Origin of the sequence: Bradyrhizobium sp. 186, assembly GCF_023101685.1 — a bacterium.
GTDB lineage: Bacteria > Pseudomonadota > Alphaproteobacteria > Rhizobiales > Xanthobacteraceae > Bradyrhizobium.
In genome coordinates this window covers 9,061,165-9,083,998 of record NZ_CP082164.1, presented here as the reverse complement: position 1 = coordinate 9,083,998, position 22,834 = coordinate 9,061,165, and the positions used below count along the sequence as shown (strand labels likewise).

At 61.6% G+C, this 22,834-nt stretch carries 17 protein-coding genes and 3 pseudogenes; 16 read left to right on the top strand and 4 right to left on the bottom strand.

Features of this window, described 5'->3' with window-relative positions; translation table 11 throughout:
- Positions 1–130 precede the first annotated feature (130 nt).
- The 5 genes from IVB18_RS43240 to IVB18_RS43220 all read left to right on the top strand — a co-directional run bounded on the left by IVB18_RS43240 (position 131) and on the right by IVB18_RS43220 (position 8,260).
- Positions 131–4,453: a bifunctional class I SAM-dependent methyltransferase/DEAD/DEAH box helicase gene (locus tag IVB18_RS43240; protein WP_247986179.1), complete on the top strand. Its 4,323-nt coding sequence runs from the start codon at positions 131–133 to the stop codon at positions 4,451–4,453.
- Positions 4,453–5,514, top strand: coding sequence for a toprim domain-containing protein (locus IVB18_RS43235; RefSeq protein ID WP_247986178.1), 1,062 nt, complete (start codon positions 4,453–4,455; stop codon positions 5,512–5,514). The genes IVB18_RS43240 and IVB18_RS43235 overlap by 1 nt, the downstream gene beginning before the upstream one ends.
- Before the next feature lie 330 nt (positions 5,515–5,844).
- Entirely contained in the window at positions 5,845–6,768 is a 924-nt protein-coding gene (locus IVB18_RS43230; protein ID WP_247986177.1) for a DUF2493 domain-containing protein, read from the top strand.
- A gap of 138 nt (positions 6,769–6,906) precedes the next feature.
- On the top strand, positions 6,907–7,389 hold the full coding sequence (locus IVB18_RS43225; RefSeq protein ID WP_247986176.1) for a hypothetical protein: 483 nt from the start codon (positions 6,907–6,909) through the stop codon (positions 7,387–7,389).
- 550 nt (positions 7,390–7,939) lie between these two features.
- On the top strand, positions 7,940–8,260 hold the full coding sequence (locus IVB18_RS43220; protein ID WP_247278035.1) for a DUF736 domain-containing protein: 321 nt from the start codon (positions 7,940–7,942) through the stop codon (positions 8,258–8,260).
- 66 nt (positions 8,261–8,326) lie between these two features.
- Here IVB18_RS43220 and IVB18_RS43215 read toward each other — a convergent pair whose 3' ends face one another.
- Together IVB18_RS43215 and IVB18_RS43210 are read right to left on the bottom strand one after the other, a co-directional pair.
- On the bottom strand, positions 8,327–8,470 hold the full coding sequence (locus IVB18_RS43215) for a hypothetical protein (protein WP_247986175.1): 144 nt from the start codon (positions 8,468–8,470) through the stop codon (positions 8,327–8,329).
- 169 nt (positions 8,471–8,639) lie between these two features.
- Positions 8,640–8,939 carry a hypothetical protein gene (locus IVB18_RS43210; protein ID WP_247986174.1) on the bottom strand — a complete coding sequence of 100 codons (300 nt, stop codon included), beginning with the start codon at positions 8,937–8,939 and terminating at the stop codon, positions 8,640–8,642.
- Positions 8,940–9,782: 843 nt separating this feature from the next.
- Here IVB18_RS43210 and IVB18_RS43205 point away from each other — a divergent pair.
- The 3 genes and pseudogenes from IVB18_RS43205 to IVB18_RS43195 all read left to right on the top strand — a co-directional run.
- Positions 9,783–10,595, top strand: coding sequence for a ferredoxin--NADP reductase (locus IVB18_RS43205; RefSeq protein ID WP_247986173.1), 813 nt, complete (start codon positions 9,783–9,785; stop codon positions 10,593–10,595).
- 802 nt (positions 10,596–11,397) lie between these two features.
- Positions 11,398–11,580, top strand: a complete 183-nt coding sequence (locus IVB18_RS43200) for a hypothetical protein (protein WP_247986172.1) — start codon at positions 11,398–11,400, stop codon at positions 11,578–11,580.
- A 183-nt stretch (positions 11,581–11,763) separates the two neighbouring features.
- Positions 11,764–11,894, top strand: a pseudogene (locus tag IVB18_RS43195) (DUF736 family protein); the annotation flags it as partial.
- Positions 11,895–11,969: 75 nt separating this feature from the next.
- Here the strand turns inward: IVB18_RS43195 and IVB18_RS43190 are convergent.
- Positions 11,970–12,137, bottom strand: a pseudogene (locus tag IVB18_RS43190) (helix-turn-helix transcriptional regulator); the annotation flags it as partial.
- A 16-nt stretch (positions 12,138–12,153) separates the two neighbouring features.
- Between IVB18_RS43190 and IVB18_RS43185 the strand changes: the two are divergent.
- The 3 genes from IVB18_RS43185 (at position 12,154) to IVB18_RS43175 (ending at position 13,768) form a co-directional block, all read left to right on the top strand.
- Positions 12,154–12,456 (top strand): DUF2285 domain-containing protein, encoded by a 303-nt coding sequence (locus IVB18_RS43185; protein ID WP_247986171.1) that lies wholly within the window; start codon positions 12,154–12,156, stop codon positions 12,454–12,456.
- Between the two features lie 124 nt (positions 12,457–12,580).
- A complete protein-coding gene (locus tag IVB18_RS43180; RefSeq protein WP_148742779.1) occupies positions 12,581–12,859 on the top strand; it encodes a helix-turn-helix domain-containing protein in 279 nt (92 codons plus the stop codon).
- A 3-nt stretch (positions 12,860–12,862) separates the two neighbouring features.
- Positions 12,863–13,768 (top strand): replication initiator protein A, encoded by a 906-nt coding sequence (locus IVB18_RS43175; protein ID WP_247986170.1) that lies wholly within the window; start codon positions 12,863–12,865, stop codon positions 13,766–13,768.
- 587 nt (positions 13,769–14,355) lie between these two features.
- Here the strand turns inward: IVB18_RS43175 and IVB18_RS43170 are convergent.
- A pseudogene (locus IVB18_RS43170) lies at positions 14,356–15,375 on the bottom strand (IS110 family transposase).
- A gap of 343 nt (positions 15,376–15,718) precedes the next feature.
- Between IVB18_RS43170 and IVB18_RS43165 the strand changes: the two are divergent.
- The 5 genes from IVB18_RS43165 (at position 15,719) to IVB18_RS43145 (ending at position 22,822) form a co-directional block, all read left to right on the top strand.
- The gene (locus IVB18_RS43165) at positions 15,719–16,183 is read left to right on the top strand and encodes a DUF2840 domain-containing protein (protein ID WP_247986169.1); all 465 of its coding nucleotides are present in this window, start codon (positions 15,719–15,721) and stop codon (positions 16,181–16,183) included.
- Between the two features lie 26 nt (positions 16,184–16,209).
- On the top strand, positions 16,210–16,689 hold the full coding sequence (locus IVB18_RS43160) for a S26 family signal peptidase (protein ID WP_247438981.1): 480 nt from the start codon (positions 16,210–16,212) through the stop codon (positions 16,687–16,689).
- Positions 16,690–16,994: 305 nt separating this feature from the next.
- Positions 16,995–17,588 (top strand): lytic transglycosylase domain-containing protein, encoded by a 594-nt coding sequence (locus tag IVB18_RS43155; RefSeq protein ID WP_346732596.1) that lies wholly within the window; start codon positions 16,995–16,997, stop codon positions 17,586–17,588.
- Between the two features lie 241 nt (positions 17,589–17,829).
- Entirely contained in the window at positions 17,830–19,557 is a 1,728-nt protein-coding gene (locus IVB18_RS43150) for a DUF3363 domain-containing protein (RefSeq protein ID WP_247986167.1), read from the top strand.
- A 1,285-nt stretch (positions 19,558–20,842) separates the two neighbouring features.
- Positions 20,843–22,822 carry a conjugal transfer protein TraG gene (locus IVB18_RS43145; protein ID WP_247986166.1) on the top strand — a complete coding sequence of 660 codons (1,980 nt, stop codon included), beginning with the start codon at positions 20,843–20,845 and terminating at the stop codon, positions 22,820–22,822.
- Positions 22,823–22,834: the final 12 nt, after the last annotated feature.

The window sequence follows — 22,834 nt, the reverse complement described above, 5'->3', positions numbered from 1 at the left end:
GCGCCGGTCCCCATTCTTATGGGCGAGGGCTGAGAGGGAGAGCCGGGCCGGAAAGGGTTTGAATCGCCGGGGTCTCAAGGAGAGCGACGGGCGGTTCGACCCATTCCTGCTCTCCGAAAGAACCTCTGTCATGACCGAATCTCTTGCCGGCGACGCTGCCACCGCGCCGCTCTCGATGCGCGCCGCTGCAACTCTCACCTCCGCCGCCGTCAGGGCCGCGCGGCAGCTCGTGATTGATCTCGAGCGCGGCCGTCGCATCGATGCCGCTGTCCTGCGTAGCGCCATGGAAGCTGCCTTCGGCGCTTCCGACGCCACGGGCGTCTGGAACTGGAAGACCGCCTATGATGTTTGCGAGGCGGCAACCGTTCTGTTCCTTCGCAAGTTTGGCCCGGCTATCCGTGTCAAGGCCGGCTCGACGGCCGCGATGCTGCCGATGCTCGCGAGAATCGCGCGCTGTCTGCCGACCCACACGCGGCGCTCGGAGGACATCCAGGCCCTTCAACAATTCTCGACGCCGATCCCGCTTGGGCTCGCCGCATGCACCGCGGCCGGCATCACGCCGTCCGATCGCGTTTTGGAGCCCTCTGCGGGGACCGGCACGCTCGCTATCTTTGCCGATCTTGCCGGCGGCGCCTTGGTATTGAACGAGCTGGCCGAGACCCGCGCGGCGCTGCTCGACCAGCTGTTTCCCAATGTTAAGGTCACGAGGTTCGACGCCGCCCAGATCGACGATCACCTCGAAGCGAGTGTTGTACCTAGCGTCGTCCTGATGAATCCGCCGTTCTCGGCACTAGCAAACGTCGATCGACGGATGGCGGATACGGCGCTCCGGCACATCGCTTCTGCCTTGGCGCGTCTTTGCGACGGCGGGCGTCTGGTCGCCATCGCCGGCGCAAGTCTTACGCCGGACAATCCGGCATGGCGAGATGCCTTCGTTCGCCTCCAGGAGCGCGGACGGGTGGTGTTTTCTGCCGCCATCGATGGCCCGGTCTATGCGAAACACGGAACGCAGACCGACACAAGACTGCTCGTGATCGACAAGCAGCCTGCCGCAGATCCGAAGGTCTTTGAGGCCTCGCTGGGTATGGCGGGCGATGTTGCCACGTTGCTCGACTGGGTGATCCAGCATGTGCCCCCGAGGCTGCCCATTGCCACCCCCGTCGTGGTCGACGTCATCAGACGCCCCGCGACGTTTCGGCCCGCCGGCGCCTTTGCACCCAGCCCATCGTCCACTTCGGGAGACAGCGCGCCAGAGGGCGTCGAACTCACCTACGAGACGGTCGAGTGGACGCCTCCGGAAGGCGCTCGACTCACCGATGCGCTTTATGAGGAATACGCGCTGCAGGCGATCCGTATTCCGGACGCGCACGCGCATCCGACCAAGCTCGTGCAGTCCGCCGCGATGGCCTCGGTCGCGCCGCCGAAGCCGTCTTACCGGCCACATCTGCCGGCCAACTTCGTGGCGGATGGCATCATGTCCGACGCCCAGCTTGAGAGCGTCATCTATGCCGGCGAGGCGCATTCCGAGTTTCTCGCGGGCTCCTGGACGGTGGATGCAACCTTTGATGTTGTGGCCGCCGCGCGCGACGATGCAGAAAGTGGCGTCCGGTTTCGCCGCGGCTGGTTCTTGGGCGACGGCACGGGCGCGGGCAAGGGACGGCAGGTCGCCGGTATCCTGCTCGACAACTGGCTCAAGGGCCGCCGCCGCGCGGTCTGGATCAGTAAATCCGACAAGCTGATCGAGGACGCGCAGCGCGATTGGTCCGCGCTCGGCATGGAGCGGCTGCTCGTGACGCCGCTGTCTCGGTTTCGTCAGGGCACGCCGGTCCGGCTTTCGGAAGGTGTCCTATTTACCACCTACGCTACGCTGCGCACCGACGAGCGTGGCGACAAGCTTTCGCGCGTGCGGCAGATCGTTGAATGGTTGGGCTCCGAATTCGACGGAGTGATCGTCTTCGACGAGAGCCACGCGATGCAGAACGCGGCAGGCCAGAAGGGCGAGCGGGGCGACCAGGCGGCCTCCCAGCAGGGGCGTGCGGGGCTCAGGCTCCAGCACGCGTTGCCGAATGCCCGCGTCGTTTACGTCTCGGCGACCGGTGCCACGACGGTCCACAATCTAGCCTACGCCCAGCGGTTGGGCCTTTGGGGAGGCACCGATTTCCCGTTCGCCACCCGCGCCGAGTTCGTCGAGGCGATCGAGGAGGGCGGCGTCGCGGCGATGGAAGTGCTCGCGCGCGACCTAAAGGCGTTCGGTCTCTACGCGGCGAGGTCTCTATCTTACGAGGGCGTCGCCTACGAGCTCATCGAGCACCAGCTCACGCCAGAGCAAGTACGCATCTATGACGCCTACGCCGGCGCGTTCAGCGTCATCCATAACAATCTTGATGCGGCAATGCGGGCCGCGAATATCACGGGCGAGACCGGCACGCCAAACGGTCAGGCCAAATCGGCCGCGCGATCCGCGTTCGAGAGCGCCAAGCAGCGCTTCTTTGGCCACCTCCTGACCTCGATGAAGACGGCGTCGCTGGTCCGCTCGATCGAACGTGATCTCGACGCCGGCCACGCCGCCGTCATCCAGATCGTCTCGACCGGCGAGGCGCTGATGGAACGCCGGCTCGCCGAGATCCCGACCGAGGAGTGGGGCGATGTCCAGGTCGACATCACCCCACGCGAATATGTCCTCGACTATCTCGCCCATTCCTTTCCGGTCCAGCTCTACGAGCCCTTCACCAACCAGGAGGGTAATCTTTGCTCCCGGCCCGTCTATCGCGATGGCCAGCCGGTCGAAAGCCGAGACGCTGTCGCTCGCCGCGACCGCCTCATCGAGAAGCTCGCCTCGCTGCCGCCGGTGCCCGGGGCGCTCGATCAGATCGTCCAGCGCTTCGGTACCGATATGGTTGCTGAAGTGACCGGTCGCTCGCGCCGCATCGTTCGCAAGGGCGATCGGCTGGTGGTCGAAAACCGACCCGGTTCGGCCAACCTCGCCGAGACCTCGGCCTTCATGGATGACGTCAAGCGTATCCTTGTCTTCTCCGACGCGGGCGGCACGGGGAGAAGCTATCATGCCGATCTCTCAGCCCGGAATCGCCGCCTGCGGGTCCACTATTTGCTCGAGCCCGGCTGGAAGGCGGATGCCGCGATCCAAGGGCTCGGCCGGACGAACCGGACCAATCAGGCGCAGCCGCCGCTTTTTCGTCCCATCGCGACGGACGTGAAGGCAGAAAAGCGGTTTCTCAGCACCATTGCCCGCCGGCTCGACACCTTGGGAGCGATCACGCGCGGCCAGCGGCAGACCGGAGGGCAGGGTCTGTTCCGGCCCGAAGACAATCTGGAAAGTCAGTACGGCCGTGACGCGTTGCGCCAGCTTTACACGCTGCTGGCGCGCGGAACGGTCGAGGGCTGCTCGCTTGAGAGATTTGAGGATGCGACCGGTCTGAAGCTCACGGATGCCAATGGGTTGAAGGACGAGTTGCCGCCGATCACGACCTTTCTGAATCGCTTGCTGGCGCTCACGATCGATCTTCAGAATATCCTGTTCACTGTCTTCGAGCAGCTGTTGACCGCTCGGATCGAAGGCGCGGTTGCCTCGAGCAGCTATGACGTCGGGCTGGAAACGCTCCGCGCCGAGAGCTTTGTCGTCACCGACCGGCAGACGATCTATACTCATCCGGGCACTGGCGCCGAGACCCGGCTTCTCACGATCACCCAGCGCCAGCGCAATCATCCCGTGAGCCTGGATGATGCTCTTGCTCATCTTTCCGATCCACGCTCCATCCTGTTGATCAATGAGCGCTCAGGACGAGCCGCGGTGCAGGTCGCGGCTCCGAGCTTCATGCTTGATCACGGGGAGATCGAGCAGCGCGTCCGCCTGATCCGGCCGATGGAGCAGCATAGCGTTCCCTTGAAGATGATGGCGGAAAGCCATTGGGTCGAGGCGGACCGTGAGCGTTTTGCCGCAGCCTGGCTGGCGAAGCTTGCCGAGATCCCCGAGTTCACGGAAAGCACGATCCACGTGGTGGCCGGCTTGCTGCTGCCGATCTGGAAGCGGCTGCCAAACGAGTCGACCCGCGTCTATCGGCTGCAGACCGACGCGGGCGAGCGGATCATCGGCCGCAAGGTCTCGGCTAGCTGGGTTGCGAATGTCCTTTCGGCTGAGGCGCCGGCGTTGATGCCGGACGCTGCCTTTGCCGCGCTCATGGAGGGGCGGACCGTCCTCGAGCTTGCGGAGGGGCTCCAGCTTCGCCGTGTCCGGGTGATGAGCGCACACCGCATCGAACTGTCGGGCTTCAACGACACGATGCGCGATCGCTTACGGGCTTACGGCCTCTTTGGAGAGATCATCTCCTGGAAGCTGCGCATGTTCGTGCCCACCGACCCGAGCGGCGTCGAGATCCTGTCGAAGATGCTCGACCGCTATCCGGTCGCGCGCATCAGTGAGCGGGAGGCCGCCTGATGCCCCGCAAGCCTTGCGAGCTAGCACGCCGCCTCGCGCGCGAGGCCGAGGCGGTGTGCCGACACTATCTCTCCAATGGCAAGCGGGAGGGGCGGTACTGGCTTGTGGGCGATGTCCACAACACTCCGGGCCGCTCGCTGTTCGTGCGGCTCCAGGAATCACGGAAGGGACCCGCGGGCAAATGGACCGATGCCGCAACAGGCGAGCATGGCGATCTCCTCGACATCATCCGCGAAAGCCTGGGCTTGCGTGAATTCCGCGAAGTCGCCGAGGAGGCGAGGCGTTTCTTGGGACTGCCTCGTACTGAACCGGAACTCGTCCCGAAACCCGTTCGTCCGTTAGCACCGGCTGGATCGCAAGAGGCGGCGAGACGGCTCTTTATTATATCGCAACCGATCGAGGGGACGCTGGTCGAGACATATTTGCAGCGTCGCGGGATCGCCCACGTGCACCATGGTGGCAGCCTGCGTTTCCATCCGCGTTGCTACTATCGGCCGGACGAACACCTGCCAGCCGAGACCTGGCCGGCGATGATCGCCTGCGTCACGGATCTCGAAGGCAGGATCACTGGCGTGCATCGCACCTGGCTCGACCCAGACGGCTTTGATCGCATTCGGCTGGGCAAAGCTCCGATCAATACGCCACGACGCGCGATGGGCGATCTCCACGGCAACGCGGTTCGCTTCGGCGTGGTGGACGACGTGCTCGCTGCCGGCGAGGGAATCGAAACCATGCTGTCGCTGCGCTACGTGCTGCCGAGCATGCCGATGGCGGCTGCGCTCTCGGCCAATCACCTCTCAGCCATGGTGCTTCCGACTGGGCTGCGCCGGCTCTACATCGCCCGCGATGTCGATGCCGCTGGCGATGCGGTGCACGCGACCCTCAGCCAACGCGCAGTGGACGCCGGCATTGAAGCAATCGCGCTGTCGCCCCGGCTGGGCGACTTCAACGAAGATCTGCATGTCTTCGGTCTCGATGCCCTCCAAGCAGCGTTGCGGTTCCAGCTCGTGCCAGAGGACGTCGTTCGCTTCCTGCATTCCTCGAGGGTGCCCGCGGAATAGCTCCCGGTGTTCGATCGACGTTGATGGGCCAGTCATAGGCGAGGCCAATACCGGAAGAGGACGCGAGCTCGGCCTTCTAGAGGGCGATCGGACGGCAAGCGGAGCGGGCCGGCAACGGCTGCGGCCGGCTATTTTCCGCCGCGCGCTAGCGATGTGAAGACACATTATTCGGTTGGCCGCGCGCTTTGCATCGCGAAGCAAAATAGCCGGCCTCCGCCATCCTCCGCTGCCGCTTCGGCCCTTTCGGGTTCTGGCCCGCTCCGCCCGCCGTCAGAGGATCGCCACGAAGGCCGCGATGGTCGCGGCCGATCCGGCAAAGGACCTCTTCCCATGACCGACCATGACGACATCGAACCGCCGCATGCATCTTCTCCGACCGACCACGTCATCACCGAACTCCAGCTCTTCGGCTATCGTCCCTTCGACGACCAGCCCGATCCAAGACCGCTCCCCGAGGGCAATATGATTGGCGGCGCCGTCGCTGATATCTTCGACGCCCTGGTCGCGACCTTGAGCGAAACGCGGCTTGAGCCGGACCTTGACGATCTGCTCTGGTCGACGGTCAACCTGTTCCATCGTGCCGTCGAGCGCGTCGAACGGCAGCTCGATAACAACGAACAAGCGCAGCATAAGAGCCAACGCGAGCAGAATGGCTCGGAGGTGCGATCTGTCGAACTCGAGCGCCTGACCGCCGAAGGCCTCACGCTAGTCGAACGCCGCAACTGTCTGGAACTCTTCCGCGACCAGGCCATCGAACAATTTGAGGTCAACACCGGCGCATCCTGGCGCCCGCGATCGGGATCATTGGTCAATCACCACACGCTCACCGCGGCAATGATCGACTCCCGCGACTTCATTGCCGCCAAACGCCGCGCCGAGACCGAGGTCTTGTTGCCACCAGGACCGAAAATCGCACTCACCGGCGGGCTCGACTTCAATGACCACAACCTCATCTGGGATCGCCTCGACAAGGTTCATGCCAAGCACCCCGACATGGTCCTCCTGCATGGCGGCTCTCCTAAGGGCGCCGAACTGATCGCCTCCAAATGGGCGACCAATCGCAAGGTGCCACAGATCGCCTTTAAGCCTGACTGGACGAAGCACGCCAAGGCGGCGCCGTTCAAGCGCAACGATGCGATGCTCGAACTCCTGCCGATCGGCGTCATGCATTTCCCGGGCACGGGAATTCAGGACAATCTCGCTGACAAGGCGAAGCGGCTCGGCATCCCCGTCTGGAAGTTCGGCGGCGCATGAGCGCCGTCTACTCGCCTCCAAGACGACCAAGATGGAGTTGCGCGCCGCAACTCCGCCTCGTTTCGATTTTACGTCCGAAGCCGCGCCGCGGTGGTGGTGGAGGCGCGACCAATACGTCTGTGCATTGGAGCCACCGCCATGCTCGCTCTTGGGCTTGTCCTCAACACGCTCGCCATCGGTTTGTTCTGCTGGCTGATCTTTGCGCTGGCGGTCTATGCCTTGCCGTTTTTCGTTGCACTCAGTGTCGGAATGTCGGCATTTCGTGATGGCGCGGGCGTCTTCGGCGCATTGCTTATCGGAATTGTTTCTGGCGCGCTGACGCTTGCCGCTGGTCAGCTCGCCCTTGCCGTTAATCGGTCCTTGACCTTGCGCGTCGCGATCGCAACCGTATTCGCGCTCCCTGCGGCGATCGCCGGCTATCATCTGGTGTTTGCCCTGTCGCAGATCGGGGTGCCCTCGCTGGCTTGGCGCGAGGCCTTCGCTTGCGCAGGTGCGGCTTGCATCGCCGGCACGGCATGGGCGCGTTTGACCCTTCCCGCGAGGACCCGCCCGTCGGAGTCGGCCGGGGTGGTGGAGAATACACCTCGACCAGTTCTTACAGCCGCCACGCACGAGCGATGAGGCTTCGTCGCCATCAGGTCCAGCAAGCTCGCACAGAGACCAGGTTGAACGAGAGGGCGTCGAGCTTGAGCGAAAGGTACCCGCGTTTCTCCTCGAAGCCTGCAAGCAAGCCCCACCAATCTCTGTCTGGCCCGCATAGCTGCGGTGGGGCGCGCCGCGCTCGATCATTTCTGCGGGGACGATACCGCCCTTTGCGGCAGATTGTTTCTCCTTCTACGCCGACCCGTACCGACCTCTTGCTCAGCACACCGAGATTCGCCAAGTCTTCTCCTTAAGATTGCGGTTCAGCACGCGGACGCACGTGGCCTCTTTGATGGCTTGATCTGGCCCAAGAGCGGCTGCGCCTCGATCGTCTGAGCCGCAACGCCGTTCGAGCGACTTTCTTCCCCTGGGCTTGCGCCCATTCCTCGCGAGACAAGAAAGTCGCTCCAACGGCGTCCTCCGCTGCGCTCCGGCCCGCCAGCGGGTGCGTCGCCGATCGTCTTCGGCCTTTAGATCGCCATCGAGGCCGCGGTGGTCGCGGGCTCGAAACACAAACAGGAGAAGTAACATGGCTAACATCGGTTCGTTCAAGAAGGTCGGTAACGAGTTTCACGGCGAGATCGTCACCCTGAGCCTTCAGACCAAGGGCGTCCGCATCGTCGCCGAAACCAACCGCTCCAGCGACAACGCGCCCAGCCACCGCATCTACGTGGGCCGGGCGGAGATCGGGGCAGCCTGGTCGAAGCGCTCCGAGGAGGGCCGCGACTACCTCTCGCTCAAGCTCGACGATCCCTCATTCAACGCACCGATCTACGCGAACCTGTTCGATGACGAAGGCGGCGAGGGGTACACCCTGCTCTGGTCGCGGCCGCGCAAGAACGGCGAGTGAGACTCGCTCTAAAGCCCCGCCCGAGTTGATCGGGCGGGTTCCTTTTGGAGCCTAAAGTCGAAAACATCAACGCTGCCGCTGCATCGGCGCAGTCGATTTTCGTGATTTCGCGTTCTTATCGGCGAGTGCTAGGGAGGTCACCGTGCTGCCAAATTCCGTCAGTTCCTCGACGAGATCGAGGCCGCTGTGCCGCGCGAACTCGACGTCCATCTCGTCATGGACGCCACGCATAAGTCCGCACTGATCCAACGATGGATGGCTAAAAGGCCGCGCTGGCACGTGCACCTGACCCGACCAGTTCGCATGGCTCAACCAGGTCGGACGCTTCTTCGCTCTCCTCACGGATAAAAAGATCAGGCGCGGCGCAGGCTTGCGACCCTTAGGCGAAGTCCTTCGGTGTCGTCGCTCCTCTGGGTGGCTGAACAGAGCCTTCAGCATAAGTGAACACCCTAGCGTCGCCGCCCTCCGGGCAGACATCACTTCGTTTATTGATCGACACAACGTCGATCCCAAACCGTTCCGATGGAGGAAGTCCGCCGATCACATCCTTGCCTTCATCGAACGCTTCTGCCGGTACAATGCCCCGACAAACACGATGTGACGTTGCGATCTTGTTCAGGACAGGGCCTTCTATTCCGCCGAACTGCCGCTCGATGCAGACCTTGAAGTCCGTGCCCATGCCTCTTGTGCTTCCGCTTCGGTCCTTGCTTGAGTGGAGGCTGAAAGCACGCGGCTGTCTGCACCGGACCGAGCATGCGCCGTCATGACAAGGCCCGCTGTCCACAGGCGGTCGGGAAAGTTCGGGACAAGGTGCGGCGTGAAATCCATCGAAGAAGGTGGCCAAGATGCAGGATTTAGCCGTGAACACGCACCTCATTGCATTAAGTAACATCACAGAGTTGTTATAGTCAGCTTGAGCAATCACGCGCGGTCGAAGAAAGCATGTTCAGGGGATTGATATCTCGGCGAATCTCGGAGCGTCGATCCTCATTGGGGTTCCCGTTCTAGTAGCTTTGCAACCGAGCGCAAGGTCTAGGCGAGATGGAAGAGGTATTTTGTACGAAACGCTCCACTGAAGCCGAGACACCACACTCAGGTGGGAAACGAGATTGTTTGTTCACTATGTACTGTGTTTGTCGGAGCAAATGCGCCCAAGTCTGCCATTGCGTCTGCTCGAGGTGGGGCACGACCACTCGGCGGGGAGTGAGCTGGCAAGCCAGCCTACCGCCCCGCGTGAACTGGGGAAAAACTTCATCTGGGGATGCCGGCGGGCTGAAGAGTAAAGCGATTAGATAATCTACGTGAATGGGCAGCGCCTGGGGTTGATCGCTACAGGAGGGGCACAGGCCGATCTTCTAATGAAAGCCAAAGCGGTTGTGGGCGTGAAGCTATCGGTCCGACTCTACTTCATCGAGAGCCTCATCTGGTGCTTGTAGTATGCTCATTCGGAAAACTGGTGCAAACTTTGCGCGAACGCGGCCCGTGGATTTGGATCATGCCTTAATTTCGCCGGGACGGTGAGATGAGCAAGTTCAGCCAGGAAAACGTACTGAGCGTCCATCACTGGACCGACAATCTCTTCAGCTTCACCACGACCCGGAATCCGTCGTTCTGCTTCCGTAGCGGTGAATTCACCATGATCGGGCGCAAGGTCGACGAGAAGCCGCTGCTGCGGGCCTACAGCCTCGCCAGCGCTCATTACGAGAACCGGTTGGAATTCTTCTCGATCAAGAGACCGGATGGTCCCTTAACCTCGCGTCTGCAGCATCTGAAGGAGGGTGACGAGATCATCGTCAGCCGCAAGGCGACGGGGACGCTGGTCATCGATAATCTCGAGGACGGGCGCAATCTGTATCTGATCGGCACCGGCACCGGGCTTGCGCCGTTCCTGAGCGTGATCAAGGATCCCGAAACCTATTTGCGATTCGAGAATGTCGTGCTGCTGCATGGCTGCCGCCGCGTCGCCGAGCTCGCCTATGGCGAGATGATCACGGACAAACTGCCGCGCGACGAACTGGTCGGCGACTTCGCGCGCTACCAGCTGATCTATTATCCGACCGTGACGCGCGATCGCTTCTATAACCGCGGCCGGGCCACCGATCTGATCGTTTCAGGCAAGCTGTTTGCGGATATCGAATTGCCGGAACTGGAGCCGCAGCATGACCGCGTCATGATCTGTGGCAGCCCCGGCTTGGTGCGCGATGCCCGTGAGTTATTGGTGGCGAAGGGCTTTGTCGAAGGGAATCAAGGCAAGCCGGCGCAATTCGTGTTCGAAAAAGAGCTCGCAGAACGAAACAGGTTCGTCTTCGGAGAAGGGGGGGCACATGAACCATGACGACAAAGTACGAACCGCCATGAAGCATCGACGATGACAGACGAAGAGCGCGAGCTAGAGCGCTGCAAGCAAGAAATTCTTCGTCTCACACAGCTGGTTGTGTTTCTCAAACGGCAGGTTGTGCAGCTTTCTGAAATCGTCTTACGCAACGTCGTAAAGAGCGTCGGGGGCGGAAAGTCGGAACGCTCGTGAGTCTGTGAGCGACGCTGAAGTAGCGCGCTGTTTCCCAGCAGCGTGGATCCCTCGCTTTGGGCGGCAGGGAGCGGCCCCGCCCTTGCGCTCATCGGGAGCGGGCTCTCAATTTTCAGTCGGAGGCGCGGTGCATATGAGGACTAATGTTCAACCGTGACGGTGACTTTGGCCTCAACTTGCGGCCTATCACTACGCTTTGCTTGTCCCGTTGTCCCTGTTGTGCAGCATTGGTCAACTTCTAACAGGGGCCAATCTTGAGCTTTCTCTTACCCGCGGATGAGAGAGCATCGGGTACGTTTTTTGATAGATTGCGCGCGCCAAAGCGAAAGAGTGGCGGAGCGATCAAGCGGAACCGCTAAGGGCCAGCCGGGAACATGGAGTTGCAATAAAGTCATCTCCTCTTATGCGGATTTGGCGAGACAAGGCTGGGGCGATTTTAAGTGAGTGCGGCCTGATTGCGGCCGGGATTTCTGCTACTGTTGGCCTTGCGCTGACTGTTCTTCACCAACCGCAATGTAGCTTGCAGTTCTTCACCTTCACCAAACTGTTCGACGCGCCAGCTCGAGAAGTTGGATCTCGTACCTGAACCCAGCAATAGTAGGAAAGGCGAATGACCGTCAGCAAGTATCAGTTCAGGCACGAGCTGCGGCTGTTGATCGACACGCAGATCAGCTCCTCGAGCACGTTCGAAGACTACGTGCTAGTCACACGGGAGCTGGAAAAGGCGAAGAACAGGCTGGAGCTGGACGCTGAGAAATTCCCGGACGAGGAGGTCGACGCCTGTGAATTATAGCGCCGGCCCGAGTGCTTAGCACTCGTTGATCAATCCTCGGGCGGAGGCTGTGTTGGAATGGTAAAGCCCGCCTTTAGGCAGCCTATTGTGACCATGGTCTTGAAGCCCTAATTTCCGGTCCTCATAGAAGAATTGCCGGGTAAACGGCTCATAAGCTTGCTAATTGGTGCGCAGTATAATCGCGAGATAGGCGCAGTGTGGTCAACGCGCTCCGAAGGAAGCGCGCGAATACCTCTCACACGAGCTTGACGATCCTCCTCGACGCGCCGATATACGCGAACCTGTTCGATGACGAAGGCGGCGAAGGCTACACCCCTAGGCGGAGCTTCGTGTTCAAGCCATGCAGCAACTGCCGAGCAACCGGAAACAAGCGTCTGGCCGAAGTCCTTTCATTTTTGCTTCGGCGTCTTGGTTCGCTCTTTGCAGAATTCCTCATCAGACAACACGAGATCGACGTGGCTAAGGCCTAATGTGCTCGCGAGTTCGAACAGCGTCGCTACCGTGGGATTGCGCCGGCCACGCTCTAAATCGCTGATGTATTGCTGAGTAAAGCCGGACGCCTCGGAGATCCGCGTGCACGCTTCACGTCGGTTGTGGCGCGCTATCACCGGCCGCGCCCCAGGACCCCCCTTTTATCAGCTTTCGGCGCAGCGGCGCGAACGATTGGCCTTGGCGCTGTGCGCGCTCGATGGGCACTTGGATGGCGCTTCTTATCGCGTCATCGCCGAAGTGCTGTTCGGCCGAAAACGCATCCCTGAACGCGCCTGGAAAACCCATGAGCTGCGCAGCCGGACCATCCGCCTGTTGCAAGCCGGCTTGGCTCTGATGCGCGGCGGCTATCGCGCATTACTGCATCCCTCATCTCGCAGGGAGTAGAGCAGGGGTGCCGAAAACCATCGGTCCATCTTCGACATCCCCCTGAGCACTCCTACTCCGTCATGGTGACCGTCGACGCGCGACCGAACCCGGTCGCGCTCCAGACGACCACGGAGCCTCGCAAATGCCCGATCCGAACGCCGGCTTGCCGCCGCGATACCTGCGCACGCCCGAGGCGGCGCGCTTTCTCGGACTGTCCGGTCGCACCCTCGAAAAGCACCGCACCTATGGCACAGGCCCGACGTACCGGAAGCTGGGCGGCCGCGTTGTGTATGCGCTCGAAGACCTGACGGCGTGGGTTGACCGCGGCGCCAAAACGTCCACCAGCGATCCTGGCGCAGGCACAGTCCTGCCCGCGAAACGGCACACGCCGATTCCGTATGCGGGCAAGGAGCGGCGCTGACCTATGCCCGACAGCAACTCAACTGTATCCGGGAGGCGGCGGTCAGAGCGCGACCAACTCGATCTGTTTCGCGCGCTTCCTGGCGATCTCGCTGCACGGGACGCGCAAGACTTGATGGCGTATCCGTTCTTTTCGCTAGCAAAGTCGAAGCGGATCGTCCCGATCGACTTCCGCGCAGGCACCATCACCATCCGTGTCGAAGCGGTGCCGGAACATGGCCTGGCCACGATCTGGGACGCGGACGTTCTGATTTGGGCTGCCTCACAGATTGTCCAGGCCCGTGATGCCGGGTTGAAAACCTCGCGCCTGATGTCCACCACCCCCTATGAGATCCTGACCTTCGTCGGCCGCGGCGGCACCAGCGTACGCGACTACGATCGCCTCAAGGCTGCGCTCGACCGATTGCAATCAACCAGCGTCATGACCTCAATCCGGCAACCGACAGAACGGTCGCGGCATCGCCTCTCCTGGATAAACGAATGGAAACACACAAGCGATGTGCACGGGCATGCCCGTGGGATTGAGTTGATCTTACCCGATTGGTTCTACACGGGCGTTCTAAACGAATCGCTCGTGCTGACCATTGACCGCACGTATTTCGATCTGACCGGTAGACTGGAACGTTGGCTCTATCGCCTCGTCCGCAAGCACGGGGGTCATCAGCATAGCGGTTGGAGCTTCGGGCTCGTGCACTTGCATGCCAAGTCCGGGAGCCTCGCGCCGCTGAAGCACTTCGCCTACGACCTGCGCCAAATCGTGCATCATCAGACCTTGCCGGGCTATCGGCTGGCTATCACACACGACCTGAATGGCGAAGAACGATTGAATTTCGCACCCGTCCAGATCGACCCGCCTACGCGGCGATTGCGAAAGCGTGGCCTTATCAGCCCTGCGGGGGATAAGCTGTGAATTCGCTCGTGTTATCAGGGACTGGAAGACTCGTGCCATCGGGGACCCGATCCGCGTGCTACCGAGGACCGAAATCGCACCTAAAACACTGCGACGCCAATCTTTCCAGCTCTCTTAACTTTACTAACGTACTGACACTAACGTCTTGTTGTGAATCAGTGCGTTGTGAACAAGTTAGCCGCGCGGGCAACGAGGATGCCTCATGCGCTTACTCTCTCACGCGCAAGACCTTCCTGCAATGCGATTCTTGTCACGAGCGCACGCGCGCGGACGCGATCGCGCGCAAAATCACGCGATCAGCAGCATCGTTGTCACCACCGCGTTACGCTCGTTCGTTTCCGTTGCGCCAGCTCGCTCGTCGAGGAGAACTCGCTAAGGTCCGTGGTTGGCACGGCCGCTACCACATGCCGGAATCTGGAGAATGGGCGGTCAGGCTAACCAGCGCCGTGCTTGATGGCTTCAAAAGTGTGCATGAAGCCGCTGGCAGCAAAAGTAGCGATCTCACCCAAATCCCCGTCTGGTTGGGAGACGCCGCTCCACCGTGGCGGAAGAAGCCGCTCGTGGAAACGGCCGGGTCGCGGAGGCCCTCAGGCCACCGCAGCGAGCCGGCCGCGCTTCACGCCCGCGCCAAACCGGAAGGTCGTGCCATCGATCCAGATCTTGTGCAGCAGCACGGCGAGCGCGCGCGCCACCGCGGTCGCCGCGCGCTTCAGCCCCTTCTTCCTGGCCAGCCGCAGGCCCCACAGCCGCAGCTTAAAACTCTTCGGAATGCGCGTGAGGATCGCGATCGCCGCCTCCTACGGGATCGCTCGCGTCAGCTCATCGCCGCATTTGAAGATGCTGCCGATCCGGTCGATCTGGCCGGATTGATAGCGCCGCGGCGTCAGCCCGAAATGGGCGCCAACATTGGTCGACTTCTTGAATCGCGCCGGATCATCGACGGTGGCGCGAAACGTCAGCGCCACGAGCGCGCCGACCGGGGGCACCGTCATCATCCGTCGCACCGCGCTGTCGCTGCGCGCAGCCACCAGCGGCAGGCGATGCAGTTTTGTCAGCAGCCGCATGGCGTTGCGGGCGTCGAACAGCGGGGCGACGATCGGTTCCAATTCTCTCTTTCCGGCCATGAGCTCGCGCACCCGCGCGTCAAAACGGCCGACCGAGATCTCGCCGACCTTGAGGCCGAACGGGCGCAACAGACCGCGGATCATGTTCTCCATGTCCAGCATCTTGCCGCGCATCGCCTTGCGCCCGACCAGCGGCGCGCGCAGCGGCTGTGCGCTCTCCGACTTGACATGAACCGTACGGAACCAACCGGTCCGCATCATCTGCGCAATGCCTTTGGCGTTACGGTCGGTCTTGTTCAGCATCGCGTTCAGCGCCGCCTTGGCGTGCCGGCTCTCGATGCAGATCACGGCGCGGCCCTTTTCGGAAAGCGCCGTGAACAGCCACGCGCTGTACGAGAACGCTTCCAGGCCGACGCGCTTGAGGTGGATTCCCCATTTCGCCAGGAACAGTTCGATCGCGTCCGGATCGGTGTCGAGTGTCGCTTCCTGGACGACGTTATCGTCGCCGTCCATCACGCAAACATTCGTTGCCTGCAGCGACACGTCGAGCCCTTCATAAAATTCCGTCGTTCAACTCTACCATTCTCCGCCGGAACGCGCCGCCCGTTCCGTTCCCGGATTGTCGCGAAGCAACATGTCCGCAATCCGGCCGGCGAGGGGGACACAAGTCACTACCTCGGAAAACCTGCAGTGCTTTCGATTCCTTCTAACGAATTGGAGCCCCGCCGATGTGATCCTTCAGCAGGATTGCTGCAAGCCTTCGGCGACACGATCCATCGAAGCGTCATTACAGTCGTCCTGCCGACGCAAAGGCTTCTCGCACGATGCGCGGTGATAGCCATTCTCGGCACGTCCAAAATCCCTCTCAACAATATGGAGCAGTCAGGTGAGCGACCTCACAACTGTTGAGCTGTTGTGGCTCGAGAAGCGCATCGAAAATCGAATCCGGTTCGGTAAACCTGCATCAGAGAAGATCGTTGATCATCACCGGCGCATTCTCTCGTTTTTGCCCGGCAGCATCTTCGCGTTCGTGCGCTGGACGTCCAACGACTTCGGAACCATCCTGTCTCGGATCGACATTTTACGCGCCGTCGCGCCAGGCCAGCGATACTCAACCGTGCCTTGGGTCAGCCCCGGCGGCGAAAGCCTGCTGCGATTAGCTGGTTGGCCAAAGGTCGAACGCGGTCTCCAGTTGATCGACTCCGTAGAGTCACTGGGCATCGATCCTGCCGATGCAGCCCCCGAGTATTGGCATCACGCCCACAACCGTCTTTCTGTCAACGAAAAGCCACGAGCTTATACCCGTGCACGCCACCAAGCGTGGCTCCATCGGCGCAGGATGGCACTCTGATGGAACGGTTGGGGAACATTCTTGCGATGTGTGGGGCCACAATGCTCGCGCTCTGGCCAGTCAACAACACCTCACCATTGTACATCTGGAATGCCTCGGACAGCGTGCCGATCGGGGTCTATCGCTTGCAAGAGGCCGGACCATTGTACGTCACTGAGCTCGTGGCGGTTCGAACGCCAGACCCGCTCGCGACTTTTCTCGATCTCAACGGCTATTTGCCAAGCGGCCTTCCAATGCTCAAGCGTGTGCTGGCGCTGCCCGGCCAAACCGTCTGCAGAACGGGCCTCGCAATCATCGTCGACAGCATACACATGGGCGAGGCAAGCGAGCGCGATCGTCGAGGCCGGCCGTTGCCGGTCTGGCAGGGCTGCCGGGTCATTGCTGAGGGCGAAGTGTTTCTCATGAACTGGCAGTCGGCGGACTCGCTAGACGGCCGATATTTCGGACCCCTGCCGAGATCGGCCGTCATTGGGCGAGCGCTCCCGGTGTGGACCAGAGAGAAGTGACAATGCCGGCTCTCCCCAGTTGGCCTGTCATTTCTCCATACGGCCGGTCGCAACATCGTTCCTCCGTCTCGGCCAGCTTCTTGAGAATAGGCGCGCATTGCCCCAGGATTAGGCGGCCTCAAGGCCGGCTGGGAGAAACTTTATGCTTGGCGGCAGTCCGCACAATGCGATGTGGGGCCACTGCTTGCTTTTTGGGAATTCTGCTGACGTTCGGACCGCCCTCGAGCGCCAGAGCGGAGGTCGCATCGCGCGCACCAACTGCGCACTCCATAACCCTGCTTCGTAGCGTTGCATACGCCGCGTTCGTGACCGAAGCCTCCCACCGGTTCGCGATCCCGGAGCGTTGGATCGATGCCGTGATGCAGGTCGAAAGTGGCGGTAATGCGCACGCCATATCGCCTCGAGGAGCGCTCGGGCTGATGCAATTCATGCCCGCGACCTGGGTCGAACTGAGCGCTCGTCACGATCTCGGTATCGATCCGTTTGATCCGCACGACAATATTATAGCTGGGGCAGCGTACATCCGCGAGATGCTCGACCGGTTCGGATGGGGAGGGTTTCTTGCAGCCTACAATGCGGGACCGAAGCGGTATGACGAGCATTTGGCGACAGGTCGATCGCTTCCAGAAGAAACGCAAACATATGTAGCCAGACTCGCAGCATTGATCGGAGTTGAGCAACCCAACAGCCGTGGTTCGGCCGCCAGACGCGTGGTCCTGTGGCAGCAAGCTCCAGTTTTTGTTGAGCGATCTGGCAGCTCGTCCGCTGCCGACAACTTTGCATCAGGAGTGCGCACAGTGAATCCGTCGAAGGCAGCGCCTAAAGCTGTTGCCCGTGCACTTGTACCTCGCGCGACGGGGCTGTTTTGGCATCGATCAATCAAGGTGGAGTCTCCATGATAGCAATCGGATTTGGTCGCATGGCCTCGAAGGTTCTCGCATGTTTGAGAATGGACGGGAGGAAGCAGGGGGGAGCCGACCGCCGAGGGCAGGATAAAAGCCGCAAGGTGCGGCCGGTCGGTTGTGCGAGAAACTGTACGGATTTCAATGATCGACTAAACATTGCGGCGACTTGGAGCAAAGTTCAGCTTTCCCCAAGGCGCTGTTCTTACACGGTTTTCGATGCCTTGCGGCGGCCGGAATGACGCGCGACGATGATCTTCGGATCCGTCCCGGCCGTATCCGTTCCACGCGCGCGCCCCGGACAAAGCCATTTCTGGCGCAGGTGCTCACAGCCGCTCAGAAGGCCGGCGGCCTCTCGCGAGGCAAGGATGGCCACGGCCGAAAGTTTGGACGCGGCCGCGCCGCGAGCATCGCTGCGGCACGGCTCCTCAACGCCCGCGGCCGCGGCGCTATGGTCAAGGCGCGGGTGGTGCGGCGGATGCGTTCGCCGGGCGCGTTGCGCAACCATATCGGTTACCTGCAGCGCGACGGAGTCACACGCGGCGTTGCTCCGGGCAAACTATTCGACGCTGCGGGGGATGATGCGGACGGTCGCGCCTTCGTCACGCGTTGCGAGGGTGACCGTCATCATTTTAGGTTCATTGTCTCGCCTGATGATGCTGGTGAACTTGCCAGCCTGCGTAGCTTCACCCGGGAGCTGATGGACCAAGCCTCGCGCGACCTTGGCACACGGCTTGACTGGCTCGCGGTCGACCATTGGAATACCGAGCATCCGCACATTCACATCCTCGTGCGGGGCCGTACCGATGACGGTGCCGACCTCGTCATCAGCCGCGATTATATCGCTATGGGCTTACGCGCCCGCGCCAGCGACCTTGTCACGCGCGAACTTGGCCCTCGTTCGGAGCTCGAGATCCGCCAGAGCCTTGAGGCGGACACGACAGCCGAACGCTGGACCAGGCTCGATCGGACGCTTGCCCGGGAAGCGGGGACAGCGAACGGCGTTATCGATTTGAGGTTCGAGCGGGAGGCCGGGCGCGATCCATTGCGGGAAATTCGGATCGGGCGGATGCGGACGCTCGAGCGGCTCGGCTTGGCGGAACCTGGGGGCCCCGCGGTCTGGGTTCTGGCCGCCGATGCGGAGGCGAGATTGCGCGCGCTTGGCGAGCGCGGTGACATCATCAAGCGGCTGCACAAAACCCTCACGCGGGACGGCGCCAGCCGCACCCCCGCATCCTGGGCACTCGAGGGCGAAACTCATGGCGAACCGATCGTTGGCCGTCTCATCGCGCGCGGGCTTGATGACGAGCTGAAGGGCACAGCCTTTGCCATTGTCGATGGGATTGACGGGCGCGTGCATCACGTGAAGCTTCCTGACGTCGAGGCGGCCGGCGATGGGCCGATCGGTGGGATTGTGGAACTGCGCCGGTTTGCGGACGCCCGTGGTCGAACACGGATTGCGCTCGCGGTTCGCTCGGAGCTCGTCCTGGACCAGCAGGTCGCGGCGGATGGTGCAACGTGGCTAGACCGGCAGCTCGTTGCGCGAGATCCTGCCGAGCTCTCGCGCAATGCGTTTGGCGCGGAGGTTCGTGCAGCACTTGAACGGCGCATCGATGTTTTGGCCGACCAAGGGCTCGCCCAGCGCGATGGTAACAAGGTCCGGCTAAGCCGCAACCTGATCGAAACCCTCCGCGATCGCGAACTCGACGTCGTCACACGACGTCTCATGGAGGAAACGGGGCTTCCGCACTCGTCATCTGATGTAGGTGAGCAGATTTCGGGGGTTTATCGTCGACGCCTGTCACTGGCCTCGGGGCGCTTCGCGATGATCGACAACGGCCTCGGGTTTCAGCTTGTGCCCTGGTCGCCTTCGCTCGAGCGGGAGTTGGGAAAACAGGTCAGCGGCATCGCCGGTCCAGGCAGCGTCGACTGGGACTTCGGGCGCAAGCGCGGCCTGTCGCTCTGACCTGAGGTCCTGGCGCTGCACTGCGCCCAATTGCAGGGCAGGGAAGACTTGATTGCCTCGCGTGGACTGGTCGAGGCGGAAAAATGGGAGAGGAGCGATAGTGAGCAGCGAATAGCGAATGGAGGGTCCACCGTTCTGGAACTATCTCTTCATCGCCTCCGGGTTCGCTCGACCTTGGTGGCGCTCGATCATCGGCTGGACGCAGCTGTGTGGAAAAATGCGCCGTTCACCCTTAGGTCGCTGAGACCCTCAACGGCTAAATCGCACAGCAGAACCCTTCGAATCTAGATGGCCATCCCGTGTAGTGGAAACGGCATGGGGGCCTTCGATCTTTGATCGGAAGGTGTCTGGCTGTGGCATGATGGCGGTGACGATACTTCCTTGCGTGCTGGTCTCGGATGCCGATGGTCAGATGCTCTGCAGAAGAATCCGGCGCTTCGCGCACCGACCACCAGAGTCCAGTTTGCTGGACCCAGTTGTGGGCGTGTCATCGAGCGGGCGAATAACGATTTCAACCTGCTCGATTTTGATCCGGAGGCATTCGCGCGAGGTTATCCGCGTAGGCAGGCCGGCGAGCAATCGGACAGCTCCGGGTCCGCAAGCCGGCTTTGACAGCGGATAGCCGAAGTGCAACTCGATTCGCGCAATGAAGATTTGGCAAACGCCAGTTCGCCTGTCCCGGTTTCCAGAGAGACCGCAACAGCTGACGTACAACATCCAAGCATCTGGCTGGCCAAGGGCATCAACAGGCGACCGGCTGGAGGAGGACTCGCTCGATACGATGTGCGGGAGTATCTAGATGACCGTCGGCCCGGCAGTGTCGTCCCGTCGGGAATAAGCTCCTGCCGGGACGCTCCCCGCATGATTCTTGTACTCCGCGACCCCGCCTCCCGCCGATTTAATCCGGGAACGCCCGCCTCATCAATAACGTGTTGTGGCACGCCGCAGGCTCTCTTGATCGCGCGCGCTTGACGGAGAGCTTAGGACAGACGCGAGCTAGCCTTCCGGGCATCTATAACCCGGAGCCTCGCTTCGCGAAGGCCGGCCGGTTCGCCCCGAGCGGCAGCACGGTACGAGTTGATTGTCTCATCACCCAAGCGCCTATCACGCGAAGCTGGTTGGGACGGTGCTTTGAGACGGCCTGTTCTACGCGAGGGATCTTTCTCGGCCCAAACGCGGCTTGCCGATCTGACCCGCCGATCCCTTCGCTAGGGCGCGCGCGACTACGAAAAGCATAAGCCTCTGATTGTAGCCAACAGGTCGATCGTGTCGATGTCGGCAAGCCATGTCTGCGACAAAAATCATCTGGCATCAGGTGATCCTGGTTTGCCTAATCGCGTTCACCTTCGCGTGGGCAGCGACCGAATGGACCGCTTGTCAGCTTGCGTTCCAGCCACAGCTTGGACCGGCCTGGTTCAGGTTAGGGACCTGGCCCGTCTACCAGCCGTTTGCCTTCTTCATCTGGTGGTTTGAATTCGACGCTTACGCGCCCACGATATTCCTCCAGGGGGGGGCCATTGCCGGGAGCGGTGGGATCGCGGCAGTCGCCGCCGCAATGGTGCTTTCGGTCTTGCGCGCGCATGAGGCTCGCGATGTCACGACTTACGGATCAGCGCGTTGGGCCGATACGCGCGAGGTCAAACGGGCGGGGCTGCTAGGCAACGATGGCCTTGTGCTCGGGCGTTTCGATGGTCGATATCTTCGCCATGATGGGCCTGAGCACGTGCTCTGCTTTGCGCCTACCCGTTCGGGCAAGGGAGTCGGCCTGGTCGTTCCAACTCTTTTGACCTGGCCGCGTTCGGTGATCGTCCACGATATCAAGGGCGAGAATTTCCAGTTGACCTCGGGATGGCGCGCGCGCTTTGGAGATGTAATCTTGTTCGACCCGACGAACGCGGCAAGCGCCGCCTACAATCCCCTTCTTGAGATTCGCCGTGGTGATTGCGAAGTACGAGACGCGCAAAATGTCGCGGATATCCTGGTCGATCCCGAAGGGGCGCTCGAGCGCCGCAATCATTGGGAAAAAACCAGCCATTCTCTGCTTGTCGGCGCTATCCTGCATGTCCTCTACGCTGAAGCTGACAAGACACTTGCCGGGGTTGCCAGATTCCTTTCGGACCCGTGCCGCCCGATCGAGGCCACCCTGAATGCGATGCTTGCGACCCCTCACCTTGGTGATCGCGTCCATCCCGTCGTCGCTTCAGCTGCGCGAGAGCTGCTCAACAAGAGCGAGAACGAGCGGTCGGGCGTGCTGTCGACCACAATGAGCTTCTTGGGCCTTTATCGCGATCCGGTCGTCGCTAAGGTCACCGCGCGGAGCGATTGGCGCATTCGCGATCTCGTCGACAGACCGCAGCCCGTTTCACTCTACCTCGTCGTGCCGCCATCCGACATTGTCCGCACAAAACCCCTGATGCGGCTCATCCTCAATCAGATCGGACGGCGCCTGACCGAGAGCCTGGATCCCGACCGGCGACGTCAAAAGCTCCTCCTGATGCTCGACGAGTTTGCAGCTCTGGGCCGCCTCGATTTTTTCGAGAGCCAGCTTGCCTTCATGGCGGGCTATGGCATTCGCAGTTTCCTGATCACTCAGAGCTTGAATCAGTTAGAACGCGCCTATGGGCCGAACCACGCGATCCTCGACAATTGTCACATCCGGATAGCCTTCTCCACAAATGACGAGCGCACCGCTAAGCGCGTCTCGGATGCGCTGGGGACCGCGACCGAATTGCGCGCCATGAAAAACTATGCCGGGCATCGCTTAAGCCCCTGGCTTGGACACTTGATGGTGAGCCGCCAAGAGACGTCCCGTCCGCTCCTGACGCCTGGCGAAGTCATGCAGCTCTCATCGAAAGAGGCGATTGTGATGGTGTCGGGCCTCCACCCGCTGCGTGCCACCAAGGTTCGTTACTACGAGGACCCGCAATTTCAGAAGCGAATCTTCAAGCCCGCTAAAGCAGGAACAATTCTCTTGTCCTCGCGCCCGGATGAGGACTGGTCAGGGCACCCACCCCCTGCGCCCTCGATCGAACTGCTTGCGCCTCGGCAGCGAAAGCGTGGCGATCCGAACGGGGGGCTGCGGCGCGAGCCAGAATTGCCGCAGCACGAGGAGATCGAAATCAAGGCGCCGCTCGCGGAACATGAGTTCGATGCTGGTCCCGATGAGCCCGACGCAGATGCGGTCCAGGCACAAGCGCTAAGCCGCGCAATGCAGGGATTAGCGCGCGCGACCAGCCTCGACCCTGACGATGGCATGGATCTCTGAGTGGGCCAGATC

Excerpts from the sequence above, each read along its gene's own strand:
- IVB18_RS43240 (WP_247986179.1), top strand. The coding sequence starts at position 131 with ATGACCGAATCTCTTGCCGGCGACGCTGCCACCGCGCCGCTCTCGATG.
- IVB18_RS43235 (WP_247986178.1), top strand. The coding sequence starts at position 4,453 with ATGCCCCGCAAGCCTTGCGAGCTAGCACGCCGCCTCGCGCGCGAGGCC.
- IVB18_RS43230 (WP_247986177.1), top strand. The coding sequence starts at position 5,845 with ATGACCGACCATGACGACATCGAACCGCCGCATGCATCTTCTCCGACC.
- IVB18_RS43225 (WP_247986176.1), top strand. The coding sequence starts at position 6,907 with ATGCTCGCTCTTGGGCTTGTCCTCAACACGCTCGCCATCGGTTTGTTC.
- IVB18_RS43220 (WP_247278035.1), top strand. The coding sequence starts at position 7,940 with ATGGCTAACATCGGTTCGTTCAAGAAGGTCGGTAACGAGTTTCACGGC.
- IVB18_RS43215 (WP_247986175.1), bottom strand. The coding sequence starts at position 8,470 with ATGGACGTCGAGTTCGCGCGGCACAGCGGCCTCGATCTCGTCGAGGAA.
- IVB18_RS43210 (WP_247986174.1), bottom strand. The coding sequence starts at position 8,939 with ATGGGCACGGACTTCAAGGTCTGCATCGAGCGGCAGTTCGGCGGAATA.
- IVB18_RS43205 (WP_247986173.1), top strand. The coding sequence starts at position 9,783 with ATGAGCAAGTTCAGCCAGGAAAACGTACTGAGCGTCCATCACTGGACC.
- IVB18_RS43200 (WP_247986172.1), top strand. The coding sequence starts at position 11,398 with ATGACCGTCAGCAAGTATCAGTTCAGGCACGAGCTGCGGCTGTTGATC.
- IVB18_RS43180 (WP_148742779.1), top strand. The coding sequence starts at position 12,581 with ATGCCCGATCCGAACGCCGGCTTGCCGCCGCGATACCTGCGCACGCCC.
- IVB18_RS43175 (WP_247986170.1), top strand. The coding sequence starts at position 12,863 with ATGCCCGACAGCAACTCAACTGTATCCGGGAGGCGGCGGTCAGAGCGC.
- IVB18_RS43160 (WP_247438981.1), top strand. The coding sequence starts at position 16,210 with ATGTGTGGGGCCACAATGCTCGCGCTCTGGCCAGTCAACAACACCTCA.
- IVB18_RS43150 (WP_247986167.1), top strand. The coding sequence starts at position 17,830 with ATGACGCGCGACGATGATCTTCGGATCCGTCCCGGCCGTATCCGTTCC.
- IVB18_RS43145 (WP_247986166.1), top strand. The coding sequence starts at position 20,843 with ATGTCTGCGACAAAAATCATCTGGCATCAGGTGATCCTGGTTTGCCTA.